Here is a 17428-nt window from a genome sequence, read left to right as displayed (position 1 = left end):
AGTAAGAGACGGATAGACCTTAACCCCTATAACGACTACGACGGGAAAGGAAACCCAGTGCCAACTACCGACCCTCAACTCAACCGTTTGCTGGAGCGCTCGCCCGAGCCGATCTGCATCGCTCAGCAGGAGGCGCTTGTCTACCTGAACCCGGCGGCTCTCGGCCTGTTCGGTGCTGGATCCGATGATCCGCTGCTGGGCAGGTCGCTGCTTGAACGGATAGATCCGCCGCATCAAGCCGATACCGAGCAGCGTCTGGCCCAACTCTGCGCAACTCAGGAAACGCCAGAGCTGTACCGGGAAACCTGGCGGCGGCTGGACGGCGGTGCACTGATGGTCGAAGTTCGCACCATCCCCTGGGAGTACGACGGCCGGCACGCCGCCCTGTTTTACCTGCGCGACATCAGCGAGCGCTGCGAAAACCAGTGCTCGATCCGCCGCGATCAGCAGCTGCTGAGCGCGATTTTGGAGCACTCCAGCGCGGTAATCTTCGCCAAGGATCTGAACGGCCACTATCTGCTCGCCAACGCGGCACTGAGCGAACTGATCGACACCCCCATCGACCGCATACTGGGCAAACGGGATAGCGAATTGTTTCCCGCCGAGATCGCGCAGGAGCTGGCGCGGCGGGACCGGCGTACGGTAAAGGAGGGGCACGCCAGCGAGGTGGAGGAGCGTATTCTGCTCAACGGCGTCGAGAAAACCTACATCACCGCCAAGTTTCCGCTACGCGACCACGACGGCTCGATCTTCGGCGTCGGCGGAATCGCCACCGACATCACGGCGCGTAAACAGGCCGAGGAGCGAATCCATCAGCTCAACACTACGCTGGAGCAGCGGGTGGCGTCGCGCACTCGCGAGCTGGCCGAGGCCAGGGAGAGCTTACGCCACTCATTGAAACTCAATGAATCGATACTCGACGCCTCCGCCGCGGCCATACTGGCATTTCGAGAAGATGGCCAGTGCATACTGGCCAACCCGGCAGCCGTAAGGATGACCGGCGGCACAGAGCAGCAGCTGCTCGACCAGAATTTCAACCAGGTTCAGTCCTGGGTCGACAGCGGCCTGCTCGCGGCTGCGCGCCGGGTGCTGGCGGCCCACACCACGGAAACCTTTGAACGCCGGTTTACCACCAGCTTCAACACCAGCCTTTGGGCCGAGCTGCACCTGTCGAGTTTCGACATCGATGGCAAACGCCATCTGCTGTTGATGATGCAGGACATTACCGACAAGCGCCTGGCCGAGGAGCTGATGGCCAACCGCGAACAAGCCTTTCGTACCCTGACCACCAACCTGCCGGATACGGTTATCCGCTTCGATACCCAGGGCGAGGTGCTATATGCCAACCCGGCGATGGAACGCCTGCTGCCGAACCGACTGACAAGGTCCGCAAACGGCGAGCAGGACCCCGCGCTCAGCGCCGGCAGTTTCACCCTGCTGCAGGAGCAGGCACGGCGTATCGCCACAGGCGGCAAGTCCACCGAGATCGATATGGTGTTCGCAGACCGGGAGGAGAACCGGCGTCACTATGCCATGCGCATCGTGCCGGAACCGGGCCCGGATGGTACACCGATCAGCGTATTGGCGGTGGGCCGCGACCTGACCGAGCTGAAGCGAGCGGAGGAGGATCTGCGCCTGGCCGCCAGTGTGTTCCACTCCTCCGCCGAGGGCGTAATCATCACCGATGCCTGTGGCCGGATCATCTCGGTCAATCCGGCGTTCAGCGAGATCACCGGCTACAGCGCCGCCGAGGCGCTGGGCAACAAGCCCAGCATGCTCAAGTCCGACCACCAGCAGCCGGAGTTCTATCGCGCCATGTGGAACCAGCTGCTGACCGAGGGCCAGTGGCAGGGGGAGTTGTGGAACCGGCGCAAGGGCGGCCAAGTGTATCTGGAGTGGCTGACCATCAACCGCATCGACGACAGTCTGGGCGACCCGGTACGCTACGTCGCCGTGTTTCACGACATCACCGAGATCCGGCGCAAGGATGAGCATATTCACCATCTGGCGTTTCACGACGCGCTGACCGGACTGCCCAACCGGGAGCTGTTGATGGAGCGCCTTAGCCAGGCGCTGGGGCGCTCGTTCCGCGAGGCCCAGCGACTGTCGATCACCTTCATCGATCTGGACCGCTTCAAGGGGATCAACGATGCCCTCGGCCACGATGTCGGCGACAACCTGCTACAACAGGTCGGCGATCGCATCCGCCGCTGCCTGCGCAGCACCGATACCGTCGCCCGGGTCGGCGGCGATGAGTTTCTGGTGTTGATGGAAAATCTGAGCTCCGCGCGGGACTGCGCGACCAAGGCGCAGCAGCTGCTGGACGAGATCGCACGCCCGATCACCCTGCCCGGCTACAAGCTGGAGATCAGCGCCTCCATGGGCATGGCGTTCTACCCGGAGGACAGCGACAAGCCGCTGGAGCTGATGAAACGTGCCGACATGGCGATGTATGCGGCCAAGGAGGCCGGCGGCAACACCTATCGTTTCTTCCGCCAGGAGATGCTGGAGCGCACCACCCGCCGCCTGACCCTGGAGATCGACCTGCGCCGGGCGATCGCCAATAACGAGCTGGAGCTGCACTATCAGCCCAAGATCGATCTGAGCAGCCGTGTCATGACCGGCGTCGAGGCGCTGCTGCGCTGGCGCCACCCGGTTCACGGCATGCAGCCGCCGGGGGAGTTCATTCCGCTGGCCGAAGAAAACTCGCTGATCTGCGATATCGGCGCCTGGGTGATCGAGGAGGCCTGCCGCCAGTCGGCGCGCTGGCGAGACCGAGGGCTGGAGTTCAGGATCGCGGTGAATATCTCCCCGCGCCAGCTCGAGTCGGGAGACCTGTTTCAACAACTGTGCTCGCTGGCGCGCCATTATGGCACCACGCCCGCCCATCTGGAGCTGGAGTTGACCGAGAGTTCGCTGATGGAGAATCCCGAGGGGGTGACCGGTCAGCTGAACCAGTTCCGTCAGGCGGGTGTACGCATCGCCGTGGATGACTTCGGTACCGGCTACTCCAGCCTCGCTTATCTGCGCCGACTGCCGATCGATATCCTGAAGATAGACCGCTCCTTCGTCTCCGACGCCATCGTCGACGAAGATGACGCCCAGATCATCAAGACCATCCTGGCGCTGGGCCAGAGCCTGAAGCTGGCGGTGGTGGCGGAGGGGGTGGAAAGCACGTCACAGGCCGAGCTGCTGCAAAGCCTGGGTTGCGATCAGGTGCAGGGGTATCTCTACGCCCGTCCGATGCCGGCCAGCGAACTCGAAACCTGGCTGCTGGAGCACCAGGAATCGCCGATCTCCTGAAACCATGCAAGGGGCGGAAAATAGACAATACTTAAGCGGGCGAACCTTTTTATGCTTACCAAGAGATGAGGTGTGTTATGCCAGACTGGATAGTAGTTGCCGATGCCTCAAAGGCAGTTGTCTATGCACAGGACCGGCCCCGGGGAGAGCTGCAGGAGATCATGGATCTGGTCCATCCCGAAGCCCGGGTCAAGGAGAGCGCTCTGATCTCGGACGGCCCGGGAATTCCGGAAAAAGGCTCGGTACGCCAGACCGAAGATCAGCGTTTTGCCCGCGACATCATGGCCAAAGTACGGCACGCGTTGGACACCAACGAGATCCGCGGCTTTTACCTCGCCGCACCGCCCCATTTTCTTGGGTTACTGCGCGAATCGATGGATGGCCACCTGCGCAAGTCCCTGCATCAGGATCTCGATAAGAACCTCACCGGCGCGGCCCATAGCGACGTCATCGCCGCCTTCTCCTTCCCGACCATCCGCAGTTGATGCAGCGGTAGCCTTATCGCCGACTACCAGTGTCGGCGATAAGGCCAATGCCCCAAAATACTCCAGTTATCGTTGATATCCAGCTCGTCGATCCAGTACTGCACCTTGAATGGCGCTCCCATCTCGGACGCCGGCGGCGGACCGCCATTACGGCTGACCAGGAAGCGCCCCGGACAGCCCAGGCGTTCATCGCCCGGGGACACGTTGATTCGCCCTTCGCCCAATCCGGTATTCTGGTCCAACCGGCCCCAGAGGTGCAGCACAGGCTCGTCGTCCAATAACATCACACCGCCATAGACCCAGGTGTCGCCGGTGACAGGCACAACGGTACTGAAACGACCATCGGCATCCAGCACCAGGTTCAAATCCAATAGCACCTTCTGCCCCAGCATCGCCCTCAGCCTGCTACCCTCGCGCTCAAACCGAATCAGATCCGCATAACCGACACAGTGAACACTGACCGGGGACATCAACGAGGTCGACGTGTAGTAGTACCGCGCGCCGCTGCGCATCATGCCCTGCCAGATATCGGATTCGGTATTGGCGGTTGTCGGCCCCGGCGGTTCATGCCAGTAACTTGGCCCGGCACAACCGGCCATCCCCAGCAATGATAGGGTCAGGAATAGAGTTCTGAACATCACGCACCTCTCTTGCGGCTCGCCGGCCCTGGCTTGGCGCCGCTCATATCCCCTCAAATCACCAGAACGGCGGCCCCGGACAGCCGTCCGCTGCGCAGGTCCGACAGCGCGTCATTCGCGCGGCTCAACGGATAGGGCGTGACCTCCGTTTCGATCGCGACCCGCTCCGCCAGCGCCATAAACACTTCGCCATCCTCACGGGTCAGGTTGGCAACGGAGCGCAACTGCCGCTCCTGCCAAAGGATAGCGTAGGGAAAGCCGGGAATATCCGACATGTGGATACCGGCACACACCACCGACGCCCCAGGCCGCACTGCACGTAGCGCAGCCGGTACCAGAGCCCCCACCGGCGCGAAGATAATGGCCCCATCCAGAGGTACCGGTGGCGGCTGTTCGCTGTCACCTGCCCAGGCAACCCCCAGCCGCCTGGCGAACCCCTGCGCCTGCCCATCGCCGGGGCTAGTGAACGCATAGACCTCCACCCCTTCGGCAATCGCGACCTGGACGATGATGTGTGCTGCGGCACCAAAGCCATAGATGCCCAGACGCCGGGCCTGGCGGACCATGGCCCAGGCACGGTAGCCGATCAGCCCGGCACAAAGCAGCGGCGCCACATGCAGATCGTCATACCGCTCGGGCAGTTTGAACACGTAACGCGCATCGGCCACGGCATACTCGGCATAGCCGCCGTTGAGGGTGTAGCCGGTGAAACCGGGCGATTCGCAGAGATTCTCGCGCCCCTCCAGACAGTAGTCGCACAGGCCGCAGGTATGACCGAGCCAGGGGATACCGACCCGCTCCCCCGGCGCCAGGCCACTCACATCCGCCCCGAGAGCGTCGACTACCCCCACTACCTCATGCCCGGGGATGATACCGGCAGGGATATGGGGCAGCTCGCCGTCGACAACGTGAAGATCGGTGCGACACACGCCACAGACACTGACACGTACGCGAACCTGACCTCTGGCGGGTTCCGGAGGATCAAGGTCTTTCAGTTTCAGCGGCTCACCCGGCCGCTCCAGCACCATCGCCCTCATAGCGCCTCCTCTGGACAGGTCGCGACAGCTGAACTCGGCTGCCGACTGACATCTATAAAGATATCACCGTCAACCGAGTCTGCAGCATTCGCCATGCGGATAGAAAAAGTGCAAACCCGGCTTGTGTGTAAGCGACTTCTAATGTTCAATCGAGGGAGAGATGGTTGAAATAACATGGTTACCATTTAGCAACACTAGCAGAAAAGGTTGCCAGCCAGGCGGTACTGATGATTCGCCACAGATATATCTCCGGCCTTACCGCGAGAACCGTTGGCATCACCTTTCTGGTTGCCATTACGGTGATCGGCGCAACCGTGCTCACCTACAGCACGCTAAAGCGTATGCACCTGATGATCGACGAGATCGTCAGCACCGATATGGAAAATCTGATGACCTCGGTGCGCCTGGTGCAGCAGAGCGAGTCGTTGATCTCGCTCGACCTGATCCTGACCGGTGCCGAAAACCACACCCAACGCCGAACCGCACTGATCGAACTGAACGACCGGCTGGCCTGGATCGGGCAGCTTAGCGGGCAGCTGTTGAGCAGACAGGGGCAAGGTATGGTGGTCAACCAGATAAAAGACACCCAACAGCAACTGTCCGACTCCATCCAGCAACTGAACAGTCTGGTCAGAAAGCGGATCGACGGCTCGGCCAGCGACAGCGAGCTGCTGCGCATCGTCGCGCTATCCTCGACCAACCAGGAGCTCGCCGGTCGTCTCTCGGTGATGCTGGGCTATTTCGCGGCCAATATGCGCCAGCAGATGACCGAGCGCAGCGGCCAGCTCACCGAGGAGATCAACCAGCATCAGCTCAACCTGGTCGTGCTGACCGCCCTGCTGCTGTTATCGGCCCTGCTGGCAGGACTGTACTTTGAATTAACGGTGGTCCGCCGCATCCTGCATGTGCAGCGTGCCGTCAGCCGTCCCGAAGTCAGGCCCGACGAGATCCGCGTTGCCGGCGACGACGAGATCACCCAACTGGCCACCACCGTGGGCACCTATGTAGAACGCATCCAGACTCAGGAAGCCCACATGCTCAAGATCCACGACGAGCTTGCTTATCTGGCCGAGCACGACCCGCTGACCGGGCTGTCCAACCGCAGGCACCTTTACGCCCTTGCCACGCGGCTGATTGAGCAGAGCACGCAACCGGTGTGCGTGGCGATAGGCGATATCGACTACTTCAAAGCGGTCAATGATCGCTTTGGCCACACCGCCGGTGACCAGGTCCTGATCCACGTCGCCGAGCAGCTGCGCAACGGCCTGCGCGAGTCCGATATTCTGGCCCGTTACGGCGGCGAGGAGTTTGCCGTGGTACTGGCGGTACACAACCAGGACGCCGCCCGCACCCTGATCGACGCTATCGCCGAACGGGTACGCAGCGGTACGGCGACACTGGAAAATGGCGAACAGGTAGAGCTGACCATGAGTTTTGGCTTCGCCGTCGTCGATCCGGGAGCGATCGATGAGGTGCACGGAGCGGACGCACAGGCACTGCTGAACCAGGCGCTGAACAGCGCGGACAACGCCCTCTATGACGCCAAAACGAGGGGGCGCAACAGGGCCGTCATGGCCTCAACCACCCCCGACACAGAAGAGATGTAGCCATGACCATTACCCGAAGGCTGCCCTCCTTGTTGACCTGCATCTGCCTGCTGGCCTCGCTTACCGCTGGCCCGGTTCAGGCCGGCCCACGGGAGGATATCCGGGTCGGGATTCAGCTCGAGCCACCGGTACTGGACCCCACCATAACGGCGGCTGCAGCAGCCGGTGAAATCACCTATTGCAATGTGCTGGAGGGGCTCACCGTCGTCGATGCAGAGGGAAAAGTCGCCCCGCGACTGGCAACAAGCTGGCGTCTGTCCAGCGACGGCCTGAGCTACGAATTCACACTGCAGGATGATGTCCGCTTCCACGATGGCCGGCCCTTTAACGCCGAGATCGCGGCCTTCAGCCTGAATCGTATACTCGACAACCAATCGCTTAACCCGCAGAAAAAGCTGTTCGAGAAGGTGGCCGGCGTCGAGGTGCTCGACGAACATCGTATCGCCATACGGTTGACGCAACCCGACTCACTGCTGCCGTTCGAGCTGGCACAGCCCGCCGCGGTGATGGTGCATCCCGACTCGGTGGCCAACAACGCCACCCACCCGGTCGGCACCGGGCCTTTCCGCTTCGAAAAGTGGGCGGAAAAACACTCGGTCACCCTGACCAGAAACGACGACTACTGGGGCGAAAAGGCGCACCTGAAACGCGCCCAGTTCCTGTTCATGCAGACATCGGTGGGCAGTGAAAACATGCTGGCCGAGGGGCTGGTGGACGGTCTGGTCAGCGTCACCCGCCTGACCAACCGCTTCATGATCCGGCCCGACTATCAGATGCGCGAGCGCAAGCTCGAGAGCAAGCTGATATTGGCGATCAACAACGGACTTCCCCCGTTCAACGACCTGCGTGTCCGCCGTGCGCTGGCACACGCCGTCAACCGTCGCGCTCTGCTGGACCTCTACGGTAGCGAGCTGCATCCGAAAATGATCGGCAGCCATTTTCCCCCCTCGCATCCAGCCTACGTCGACCTGGTTGACCGCTACCCCTATGATCCGGAGAAAGCCCGCGCACTGCTCGCCGAGGCGGGCGTGAAGCCCGGTACCCGTGTAGAGCTGACCATCCCGCCCACGGACTACGGCCGCTACGGCAGCGTGCGCATCGCCGAAGACCTGGAGGCGGTAGGTTTTTCCGTCGAGTTGAAACAGCTGGAGTGGAAGGAGTGGATGCAGAGCGTGTTCAAGGAGCGGGACTACGCACTGACCCTGATCATGCACGTGGAGCCGATGGATCTGAACATCTACGCCCGCGATAACTACTACTTCAACTACGCGAACGCCGGTTTCAAGGCGATCTGGGGCCAGGTACTCAATGCGCGCAGCGAGACGGAACTGAATGCGCGACTTGGCGATGCCCAGCGCCGCATCACCGAGGACGCGGTCAACGTTTTCCTGTTCATGCGCCCGGAACAGAATCTGATGCACCGGGATCTCGCGGGCCTCTGGGAGAAAAGCCCCATCCCGGCATTCGTGCTCGAAGATATCTATTGGACCCAATAGAGCGGCGCTATACGTCTACACTGCCTTCAGGGGAGATATCCAGACAGAGGCGGTAGAGGATGGGAAGTCAGTTGGAAGCGGATCTTGGCGATCACAGCGGGGCGCACCGCGCACGAGCTGAGTATTGTCGGCAGCGTCTGCCTGAGCTGTGCCTGCTCGAACGTCTGCTCAACAAAGGCGCCGGCATCGTCCGCAGCCGGGTGCTCGCCGAACTGGCGGATGGCGACCAACATTTACCGCTGTACGCGCTGGAACTCGGCAGTGACAACCCCGACCTGCCGGTGCTGATCCTCTGTGGCGGTATCCACGGTATCGAACGCATCGGTACTCAACTGCTGCTGGCCGAACTCGGCACCCTGATCTACCGCTTCCGCTGGGATAAGAGCTTGCAGCACCGGCTGTCGCAGATGCGACTGCTCATCCTGCCGATGATCAACCCGGTGGGCATGGCACGTGGCTGGCGCAGTAACGGCAATGGCGTCGATCTGATGCGTAACGCCCCCATCGACGCGGATCTGCCCCACCCCTGGCCGATCTGCGGCCACCGTTTGGGACGCTGGTTGCCCTGGTACCGGGGCAAGACACAAGCCCCCATGCAAGCCGAAGCGCAACAGCTGTGCCGCTATATTCAGGAGCAGACCGCGCGAGCCCCCTTTATCCTGTCACTGGATTGCCACTCCGGCTTCGGCATGCGTGACAGAATCTGGTTCCCCTATGCCGGACGGCATCAGTTGATGGAGCATGCGGCAGAGCTGCACGCGATGATCAGGTTATTCGAGCGCGCCCACCCGCATCATACCTATCTGTTCGAACCCCAGTTCCACCACTACTGCAGCCACGGCGACCTCTGGGATTACCTCTACCGCGAACACCTGAAACAGCACAGCTCGGTGTTCTTGCCACTGACCCTGGAAATGGGCTCCTGGCTCTGGGTGAAAAAGAACCTGAGCCAGATCACCAGCTACACGGGATTGTTCAACCCCACGGTGCCACACCGTCAGCGCCGCACCCTGCGCCGCCACTATCTGCTGCTCGATTTCCTGATCAGTGCGGTCAGCTCCTGGCAGAACTGGATGCCGGATCGCCCCGGCCATGCACGTCACCAGCGTTATGCCGAGCGCCGCTGGCTGAAACGGGAGCACAGAGCATGAGCGGCCCCGTCGAGTACAAGCCGGCCCAACCGGCCGAGCCATCGACAATACCCTGGGTACTACTGCGCGGTCTGGCGCGCGAACAGCGTCACTGGGGCAGTTTTCCACAGCGGCTCGCGGAGCAACTGAACACCCGCGTCATCTGCCCCGACACACCCGGCAACGGCTATCGATATCGGGATACCAGCCCGCAGGATATCCACGGCACACTGGAATCGGTGCGCAGCGAGCTGAACGAAACCGGGCCATTCAACCTGCTCGGGTTATCGATGGGCGGCATGATCGCCACCGAATGGGCCAGCTGCTATCCACAGGAGGTCGGCGTGTTGGTGCTGATCAACTCCAGTTTCGCCAATTTCAGTCTCCCCTGGCAGCGACTCAGACCGCCTGCGCTGTGTAAGGTGCTCGCCTCGCTGGCCATGCCAACAGTCAAACGCGAAGGGGTGATCTTCGATCTGATCTGCCAGCGCTCGGGCGATCGCCGCGAAACCCTGGCCGCATGGGCCGGCTTCGCTCATGAATGCCCGCTGCGCCGCAGCAACTTCGGCCGTCAACTCTATTCCGCCGCCCGCTATCGCGCTCCGTCAGCAGCACCTCTGCCCAACGCCCTGATCCTCTGCGGGCGTGGCGACCGCTTGGTCAATCCCGCCTGCAGCGCCGCCATCGCCAGGCGCTGGGGGATAACACTCGATGCCCACCCCTGGGCCGGACACGACCTGACCCACGACGATCCGGACTGGGTGCTGAAGCGGATAGCCTGCCTGCAGGAGCGGGCCGGGATCACGCACTCCTGATCATCCAGATCCCTTCCGCCATCGCCGCTTTACCGCTAGGCTTTCGTAAAAGCCTGCCAGGAACCGCCAACGTGCCCACCTACGAATATCTGATCACCGACTCCGCCACCTCGACCTCCAACCGGGACTTCCACCTCACTCATGACGGCATCGGCATCGACAGCCCCGTGCCCTTCAGTATCCGCCAGCAAACCCTGGCCGGCGGCAAGCAGCAGGGGTCGGAGCTGATCACACTACAGGTCGGTGACATGACGGTGCGCCTGGTGCCGACCCGCGGCATGGCGGTGCTGGATGTCTTTGTCGGCGACACCCGCTTCGGCTGGGACTCGCCGGTGCAGGAGGTGGTCAACCCCGCATTCATCAATCTGGAGGCATTCGGCGGGCTGGGCTGGCTCGAGGGGTTCAACGAGATGGTGGTGCGCTGCGGGTATCAGTGGGCGGGGCATCCGGGCATCGACAACGGCGAGCTGCTGACACTGCATGGCCGCATCCAGAACACGCCCGCCTCGCGGGTCGTGCTCAGCATCGAGGACACGCCGCCCTACACCATCCGCCTGTCGGGCCGGGTCGACGAGAAATGCTTCAAGCGCTGCGACTTCGAGGTGTGGATGCACCTGAGCCTGGTGCCGGGGGAGCATCGCATCACCCTGCGCGACGAGTTGATCAATCGCGGCGACTACGCCCGCGAATACCAGGTGATCTATCACAACAACTTCGGCACACCGGTACTGGAAGCCGGAGGCAGAGTGCATCTACCGGTACGGCAGATCTCGCCGTTCAATACCTATGCAGGAGAGGGACTGAACGGCTGGGCCGAGGTTGGCCCGCCGCAGAGGGGTTTCGACGAGCAGGTGTTCAACATCCATCCGCTGGCGGATCCCCAGGGTAATACCGAGGCGTTGCTGCACAACGCCAGCGCCGATCTGGGGGTGGCGATGGGTTTCAATACCGTGCAGCTTCCGGTACTGACGATCTGGAAGAACACCGACACCCTGCAGCAGGGCTATGTAATGGGGATAGAACCGGGCACAAGCTTCGCCTACAACCGCCGACTTCAGCGCGATCTTGGCCTGGTGCCCAGCATCGGCCCCGGCGAATCGCGCCATTTCAACCTGAGCTTCACCTTCCTGAACAATGCGACACAGGTTGCCGATGCCCTGGCCCGCATCGAGGGGTTACAGGGAGATATCCGACCGGAGGTACTTGATACCCCGTTGTGCGCCCCCTGAGCCTGTTGCGGTGATGTGAAACCACAGATCGTCGCAACTGTCGATGCGCAATGGGGGATAGCCCTTGACTCGTCCCCCTTTACAGATGCTCTCGGCCAACTCCAAAGCGGCGTCAGGGTCTGACTACGGCGAAACGACACAGAACTCTTCGCCACCATATCGTGCCACGATATCCGAAGCGCGCCTGCAACACCGCTGCATCACGCTTGCGATAGAACGTATACAGTCATCACCGACCCAATGGCCATAGGCGCCTTTATACTGTTTAAACTGGTCAATATCGCACAGTATCAAGGAGAAATAGAATGAGCTTCCCTTAAGCCTTTTTATTTCTCTAATCAGTACTTCATCAAAATAGCGCCTGTTAAATAGCCGTGTAAGTTCATCTACATTTGAAAGACGTTTCAATTTCCGATTCGCCACTTACAATGCTTTAGTTCTCTTCCGAACACTTCTTTCAAGTTTCTGTGCATGAAATGTCTGGCCCTGATAATCGATCTCTGTCGCATATATTGTCTTAGCAGGACCAGAGCCATGCTCAAGGACATACAAGCAATGCTGATAAGTTGAACTGAAAAAGCAAACACCCCTAATCGACTATAGGAATATCCCTACACACAATTAGGAAAATACCGAGTAATCATCAAAATTTTCAAGATACACCAGGGTTCAAGATAGTGAACAGGCAAGCAGACAGTCGGTAAAAACTAGAAATACATGGTTATTGGATATGTACATTCGTTCATGCATGTTATATTTACGCCAGACAACAAATAATAATTGTAATGATGTATCTATAAAGTCAGTTTTAAACGACAAAAAAATGGCAAACGCCAATACAGATACCTCTCGTTCAAACAGTCGTTCTATATAAAAATCAGTATCCTGGCCAAGCGATCACACCATAAGAACAATTTTATTGATCAGAATACTTTTAAAGGGTGATTGAATTTTCTATGCGTATAAACAAGCCTGTCACAAAAAAAGAGCGTACCTTCACAGAAGAACAAAAGCTGATTTCGACAACCGACACCAAGGGTCTAATTACATACTGCAATCAAGCCTTTATCGATATCAGCGGCTATTCGAAAGAGGAGCTGATAGGCCAGCCCCATAACATCGTCCGTCATCCCGACATGCCTGCGGCGGCCTTTGACGTACTGTGGAATCATCTCAAGGCCGGCAAGCCATGGATGGGGCTGGTCAAGAACCGGTGCAAGAACGGCGACTTCTACTGGGTGAACGCCTATGTCACACCGATCACCGAAAACGGCAGGACCGTCGGATTCGAGTCGGTGCGAGTCTGTCCTAAGCGTGAGGATGTCGCGCGCGCCGAACGCGTGTACTCCCGGATGAATACAGGCAAACATCGACGACCGATCCCGCGCCCCAGCCTGCATTGGGGCGTTCTGACCGCCACCCTTATCCTGGCCGGACTGACTGCCGCGAAGCTGAATCCCTATACCGCCCTGGGTGTACTGAGCATCGGTTGTCTGAGCGCCATGGTGCTACAATCGCATCGTTATAAACGCGAGCTGCGTAGCGTACTGGAACTGATGCCCGCTCCCTTTTGTCATCCCGTAGCGGTGGCGACCTATACTGATAGCCTTGGCGCGCTGGGCCAGGTGAAAGTAGGGGTTTTGAGTGAACTTGCCCATCTCGATACCGTATTGACGCGCATCGCAGATGCCGCCGCCAATGTGGCGCGCGAGTCGAGCGAAGCGTATGCGCTGGCGCAATCGTTCTATCGTGGCATAGAGCACCAGTTGGAGGAGACGGAGCATGTAGCCGCTGCCGTACACGAGATGGCGGCCAGCATCAACCAGGTAGCCGAACACGTGCAGACCAGTGCTCAGCAAGCGGAGGAGACCAACCAGGTTACACAGAGCGGGCGCGCGCTTGGCCAAACTGCCCGCCACTCGATCGATCAGTTAAGAGAGACAGTTCAGTCCATCGTGGACTCGGTTTCCAGTCTCGCCGCGGAGACGGATCAGATCTCCGATGCCGCACTGATCATCGAACAGATCGCAGACCAGACCAGCCTGTTGGCACTCAACGCCGCAATCGAAGCCGCGCGCGCCGGCGAACATGGCCGCGGCTTTGCCGTCGTCGCCGACGAGGTGCGCCAACTGGCGCAAAGCACCCAAGAGTCGACCCGCAGAATCCACGATCTGCTGCTGCGGGTACAAGCCGGCGTGACGCACTCGGTCGATGTCGCGCACAAGGGGCAGCAGGAGTCGGTCCGAGGCTTGGCCGACGTCGTTGAAATGGAGCAGATGCTTAACGGCATCTCCGACGCGATGGCGGTAATTGCCGAGATGTCGACACAGATGGCCTGCGCAATCGAAGAGCAGGCTCAGGCGTCCGACAACATCGGCTCCCGGATCGACAATATAGCCACCATTTCGGCGGACTGTCGTGTCAAGACCGAAGAGTCGTCCACACGTATGAGCGCGCTGGAAATAGTTGCCTCCAGCATGCGAGAACTGGTAGCGGGATTCCACCGCTGATCCCGCCTATCCGATCACTCCACATGAGACATGGTTTGCCGCCCGACAGGTGCAACCCTACGCCTCGGTAACAGCCGTCGGGAGGTAGAAACTGTAGCGGTTTTTACCCCCCTGCTTCGCCGCGTACATCGCCTGATCGGCATGGCGCAGCAGGGTATCGGGATCGTTGTCATCCTCGGGGTAGAGGGTGATGCCGATACTGCCTGACACCAGGCAGGGGTGTCCCTGGATCAGAACAGGCTGAGAGATTTCGGCCAATATCCGTTCGATGGTGATCTCGCACTCCTGCCGATTTCGAATATCGCTCAGCAGCAGTACAAACTCATCGCCGCCAAGGCGCGCCACGGTATCGGTTTCGCGCAATACCGATAACAACCGGCTGGAGATGCTCTTCAGCACCTGATCGCCGGTGTTATGACCCTTTGCATCATTCACCTCTTTGAAACCGTCAAGGTCCAGATAGCAGAGGGCAAACTCCGAACCTTTGCGCCGTGCACGCGCCACCGCCTGCATCATGCGGTCTCCAAGCAAGGTCCGGTTAGGCAGGCCGGTCAGACCGTCATAATGGGCCAGATACTCCAGCCGCTGCTGGTGCTCCTTGAGTAGAGAGATGTCGCGGGTGACCGAAAGCACAGCCGTGACCTTGCCATCGGCGTCACGCAACGGTGCGGCATGGGTATCGAGCCAACGGGTATGGCCACGCTTGCCGGTCAAGCGAAACTCGAGCGATCCGGTTTCGCCGGCCAGCACGCGCAGATTGAGATCCTCGAACGCCTCTCGGTACTCGGGCACGACGAAAGAGGTCACACCAACCCGGTTCACCTCGTCCAGCCCAGCAACTTCGAGCATGTTCAGGCCCGCCCGGTTCATCTGCAGCACTTCGCCGTCACCGGCGATCACCTTGACACACTCCGGCTCGTTCTCGATGATCGTTTTCAACCGCTCTTCGCTTGCCACCAGCGCATAGCGCCGCTGGTCATGCTCGATGGCCGAACCGATCCAGCGCGCCAGCAGGCGCATGAACTCCCGGTCCCCTCCGTCAAACTCTCGCGCGTAACGCTCTGGAGCGGAGAAGTTAACCGTCCCGTATACCTGCCCGGCTACCCGTATCGGTGCGCCGATATAGGCCTCCAGCTGGAACAGGGTATAGCAGGGGTGGTGACGGTGGACGGAATCGGCCATCGTCGAGACCGCCACCACATCCTCCGACTCCAGCGTAATGTCGCAGTAGGTGTCGCCGAGCTGAAAGCATTGACCATCCACCAGAGTATCGGCAGGCGACACCTGCACCATGACCCTGTAAACCTCGTTCTGAACCTCGCTGACGATGCCGAAACTCAGCCCGAAATGGCGGTTGCCGATCTGCAGCGCCTTGCGCAGTTGCTCCTTCAGCGGCAGGTGGGACAGCGCCGCGACCTCATTCAGTGCTGCCAGCCCCTCGCGCTGACGCAGCTCGTCCGCCTCGATTCGCTTGCGCGCGGTGATGTCTTCGATCATCGCAATGCCACCGAGGATATCGCCGGATTCGCTGGTCACCGGTGCACAGGCCATGGAGACCCAGAGTTCAACACCGGCATAGGAGGTAACATAGCGCCCCTCGTAGTTCGACCGCTCGCCACCCACTGCGGACTGCAGTGCAGGCAAAATCCGCTTATCATTCAGCCGATGACAATCGAGCCCGATCATATAGTCGTGCGGCACCTGCATGATCTCGGCGAAACGCTGGTTGACGTAGGTCACCGCCAGATTACGATCGAAATGCAGGATGCCCACGGGTGAATTACTTAACAGCAGCCGGTAGCGCTCTTCGCTTTGGCGCAGCTGAATCTGGCTTTGCAGCAGCGCCTCTTCCGCGCGCTTGCGCTCGGAGTTATCGATCAGGGTGCCGGCCATCTTGACTGGAGTACCCTGGCTGTCGCACTCCACCACCTGGCCGCGGATCAAGACCCAGACCCAGGCATGGCGACCATTATCGATCCGGCACTCGGCCTCGAACAGCTCGCTCGATCCACCGAGATGCTTCTCATACTCCCGCTCGAACCCCTCGACATCCGCGGGATGCATAACCGCCTTGAGTGCTCGCCCGGAGCTCATCGGCCCTAGCCCCTCCAGCTGCAAAGCATGACGCGCAAAAGACAGCGTATCGGTTGGCAGGTGCCACTCCCACATCCCCAACTCGGCCCCCACGGACGCCAGCGTCAGCCGCCGCTCACTGACGCGCAGCTCCCCCACCAGCACCGTAATCAACACCGTGATAATCGTCGCCGTGGCCATGTAGCCCCAAAGCATCGCCAGACTGAGGTGCACGTTATCGGACAGGAATGGCCCGACCCCGTTGGCAGTCGCCCAAACCGCCTCGATAGAGAGCAGTAATGCGGCACTGGACGCCACCCCGACACCGCCGCGAATCGCCAGCCAGGAGAGCAGGAAAAACGGCAGGTAGAGGATCGGCAGAAACAGCGACTCTCTCCCCGCATCGACCAGGAAGATGAGGGCACCGGCGATCAAAGCCAGCACCACGCCCGTTACCAACTCCAGTCCTCGGCTACCGGACAGCAGATCGCTTACCTGAGCGGGCCTGACCGTCAGCAGAGGTATACCGCACACCAGCACCCCCATGGCATCACCGAGCCACCAGGTAGCCCAGGCTGCCGCGACCTGTTGACCCGTCACAACATCGGCCAACCAGAGCTGAAATACACCGTTGCTTGAGGTCAGCAACATGCCGAGGGCGACGCCCAGCACAAGATAGAGCGTCAGATCACGCCTTCGCCCCATCACGGGGTCGAACCCCATGCGCCCGAGCAGCCAGGCGGCCACCGCGGGTCCCAGCGTATTGCCACAGGCGATGCCAAAGGCCAATGGCACGGAGCTGTCCACCGACAGGTTCACCGCGAACGCGGCGAGCCAGACCGCAGGTGCAAACCTGAGTCCCCAGCACAACAGGGCCGCCAGCGCGATGCCACTGGGCGCCCAGATCAGGGTGATATGGGTTTCTACGAAAGGGATTGAGAGCCCGATAAGGCCCGTCACGTAGTAGGCGATCAACAGCAGCGAAAAGCGTAGACAAAACCACGCAGCGTCAGGGAGGGGATAGTTCATCCGGACGACCGAACCTTCTAGTTATTGTGCCTTTTAAACAACGCGGCCATAGGCAACTCCCACACCGGCATCGTCC

Annotated in this window: 12 protein-coding genes; 8 read left to right on the top strand and 4 right to left on the bottom strand. The window is 60.4% G+C overall.

The window, feature by feature from the left end; translation table 11 throughout:
- Positions 1 to 57 precede the first annotated feature (57 nt).
- Together KQ940_RS17365 and KQ940_RS17360 are read left to right on the top strand one after the other, a co-directional pair.
- Positions 58 to 3303, top strand: a complete 3246-nt coding sequence (locus KQ940_RS17365; RefSeq protein ID WP_217415065.1) for an EAL domain-containing protein — start codon at positions 58 to 60, stop codon at positions 3301 to 3303.
- A gap of 77 nt (positions 3304 to 3380) precedes the next feature.
- Complete coding sequence (locus KQ940_RS17360) at positions 3381 to 3788, top strand: host attachment protein (RefSeq protein WP_217415064.1); 408 nt, start codon at positions 3381 to 3383, stop codon at positions 3786 to 3788.
- A gap of 23 nt (positions 3789 to 3811) precedes the next feature.
- On the opposite strand, the gene KQ940_RS17355 is transcribed toward KQ940_RS17360, so the two are convergent.
- Together KQ940_RS17355 and KQ940_RS17350 are read right to left on the bottom strand one after the other, a co-directional pair.
- Complete coding sequence (locus KQ940_RS17355; protein ID WP_217415063.1) at positions 3812 to 4426, bottom strand: hypothetical protein; 615 nt, start codon at positions 4424 to 4426, stop codon at positions 3812 to 3814.
- Positions 4427 to 4479: 53 nt separating this feature from the next.
- Positions 4480 to 5463: a zinc-dependent alcohol dehydrogenase family protein gene (locus KQ940_RS17350; RefSeq protein ID WP_217415062.1), complete on the bottom strand. Its 984-nt coding sequence runs from the start codon at positions 5461 to 5463 to the stop codon at positions 4480 to 4482.
- Between the two features lie 227 nt (positions 5464 to 5690).
- Between KQ940_RS17350 and KQ940_RS17345 the strand changes: the two genes are divergently transcribed.
- The 5 genes from KQ940_RS17345 (at position 5691) to KQ940_RS17325 (ending at position 11740) form a co-directional block, all read left to right on the top strand.
- Positions 5691 to 7070, top strand: a complete 1380-nt coding sequence (locus KQ940_RS17345) for a GGDEF domain-containing protein (RefSeq protein WP_217415061.1) — start codon at positions 5691 to 5693, stop codon at positions 7068 to 7070.
- A 2-nt stretch (positions 7071 to 7072) separates the two neighbouring features.
- Positions 7073 to 8566 (top strand): ABC transporter substrate-binding protein, encoded by a 1494-nt coding sequence (locus KQ940_RS17340; protein ID WP_217415060.1) that lies wholly within the window; start codon positions 7073 to 7075, stop codon positions 8564 to 8566.
- A gap of 59 nt (positions 8567 to 8625) precedes the next feature.
- Positions 8626 to 9717 (top strand): M14 family zinc carboxypeptidase, encoded by a 1092-nt coding sequence (locus KQ940_RS17335; RefSeq protein WP_217415059.1) that lies wholly within the window; start codon positions 8626 to 8628, stop codon positions 9715 to 9717.
- The gene (locus tag KQ940_RS17330; protein WP_217415058.1) at positions 9714 to 10511 is read left to right on the top strand and encodes an alpha/beta fold hydrolase; all 798 of its coding nucleotides are present in this window, start codon (positions 9714 to 9716) and stop codon (positions 10509 to 10511) included. The genes KQ940_RS17335 and KQ940_RS17330 overlap by 4 nt, the downstream gene beginning before the upstream one ends.
- Positions 10512 to 10582: 71 nt before the next feature.
- The gene (locus tag KQ940_RS17325; RefSeq protein WP_217415057.1) at positions 10583 to 11740 is read left to right on the top strand and encodes an aldose 1-epimerase family protein; all 1158 of its coding nucleotides are present in this window, start codon (positions 10583 to 10585) and stop codon (positions 11738 to 11740) included.
- 123 nt (positions 11741 to 11863) lie between these two features.
- On the opposite strand, the gene KQ940_RS23240 is transcribed toward KQ940_RS17325, so the two are convergent.
- Positions 11864 to 12163: a GGDEF domain-containing protein gene (locus KQ940_RS23240; RefSeq protein WP_217415056.1), complete on the bottom strand. Its 300-nt coding sequence runs from the start codon at positions 12161 to 12163 to the stop codon at positions 11864 to 11866.
- Between the two features lie 533 nt (positions 12164 to 12696).
- Here KQ940_RS23240 and KQ940_RS17315 point away from each other — a divergent pair.
- Complete coding sequence (locus tag KQ940_RS17315) at positions 12697 to 14250, top strand: methyl-accepting chemotaxis protein (protein WP_217415055.1); 1554 nt, start codon at positions 12697 to 12699, stop codon at positions 14248 to 14250.
- 57 nt (positions 14251 to 14307) lie between these two features.
- Here the strand turns inward: KQ940_RS17315 and KQ940_RS17310 are convergent, their stop codons facing one another.
- Positions 14308 to 17352: a sensor domain-containing diguanylate cyclase gene (locus KQ940_RS17310; RefSeq protein ID WP_217415053.1), complete on the bottom strand. Its 3045-nt coding sequence runs from the start codon at positions 17350 to 17352 to the stop codon at positions 14308 to 14310.
- Between the last annotated feature and the right edge of the window lie 76 nt (positions 17353 to 17428).

Origin of the sequence: Marinobacterium ramblicola (assembly GCF_019084545.1) — a bacterium.
Classification (GTDB): domain Bacteria; phylum Pseudomonadota; class Gammaproteobacteria; order Pseudomonadales; family Balneatricaceae; genus Marinobacterium_D; species Marinobacterium_D ramblicola.
Note: the sequence above shows the minus strand (reverse complement) of the source record. Positions and strands in the feature narration are given on the sequence as shown.

Coding starts and splice junctions, on each gene's coding strand:
- KQ940_RS17355 (WP_217415063.1), bottom strand. CDS start 4,426: ATGTTCAGAACTCTATTCCTGACCCTATCATTGCTGGGGATGGCCGGT.
- KQ940_RS17345 (WP_217415061.1), top strand. CDS start 5,691: ATGATTCGCCACAGATATATCTCCGGCCTTACCGCGAGAACCGTTGGC.
- KQ940_RS17310 (WP_217415053.1), bottom strand. CDS start 17,352: ATGAACTATCCCCTCCCTGACGCTGCGTGGTTTTGTCTACGCTTTTCG.
- KQ940_RS17340 (WP_217415060.1), top strand. CDS start 7,073: ATGACCATTACCCGAAGGCTGCCCTCCTTGTTGACCTGCATCTGCCTG.
- KQ940_RS17335 (WP_217415059.1), top strand. CDS start 8,626: ATGGGAAGTCAGTTGGAAGCGGATCTTGGCGATCACAGCGGGGCGCAC.
- KQ940_RS17330 (WP_217415058.1), top strand. CDS start 9,714: ATGAGCGGCCCCGTCGAGTACAAGCCGGCCCAACCGGCCGAGCCATCG.
- KQ940_RS17350 (WP_217415062.1), bottom strand. CDS start 5,463: ATGAGGGCGATGGTGCTGGAGCGGCCGGGTGAGCCGCTGAAACTGAAA.
- KQ940_RS17360 (WP_217415064.1), top strand. CDS start 3,381: ATGCCAGACTGGATAGTAGTTGCCGATGCCTCAAAGGCAGTTGTCTAT.
- KQ940_RS17315 (WP_217415055.1), top strand. CDS start 12,697: ATGCGTATAAACAAGCCTGTCACAAAAAAAGAGCGTACCTTCACAGAA.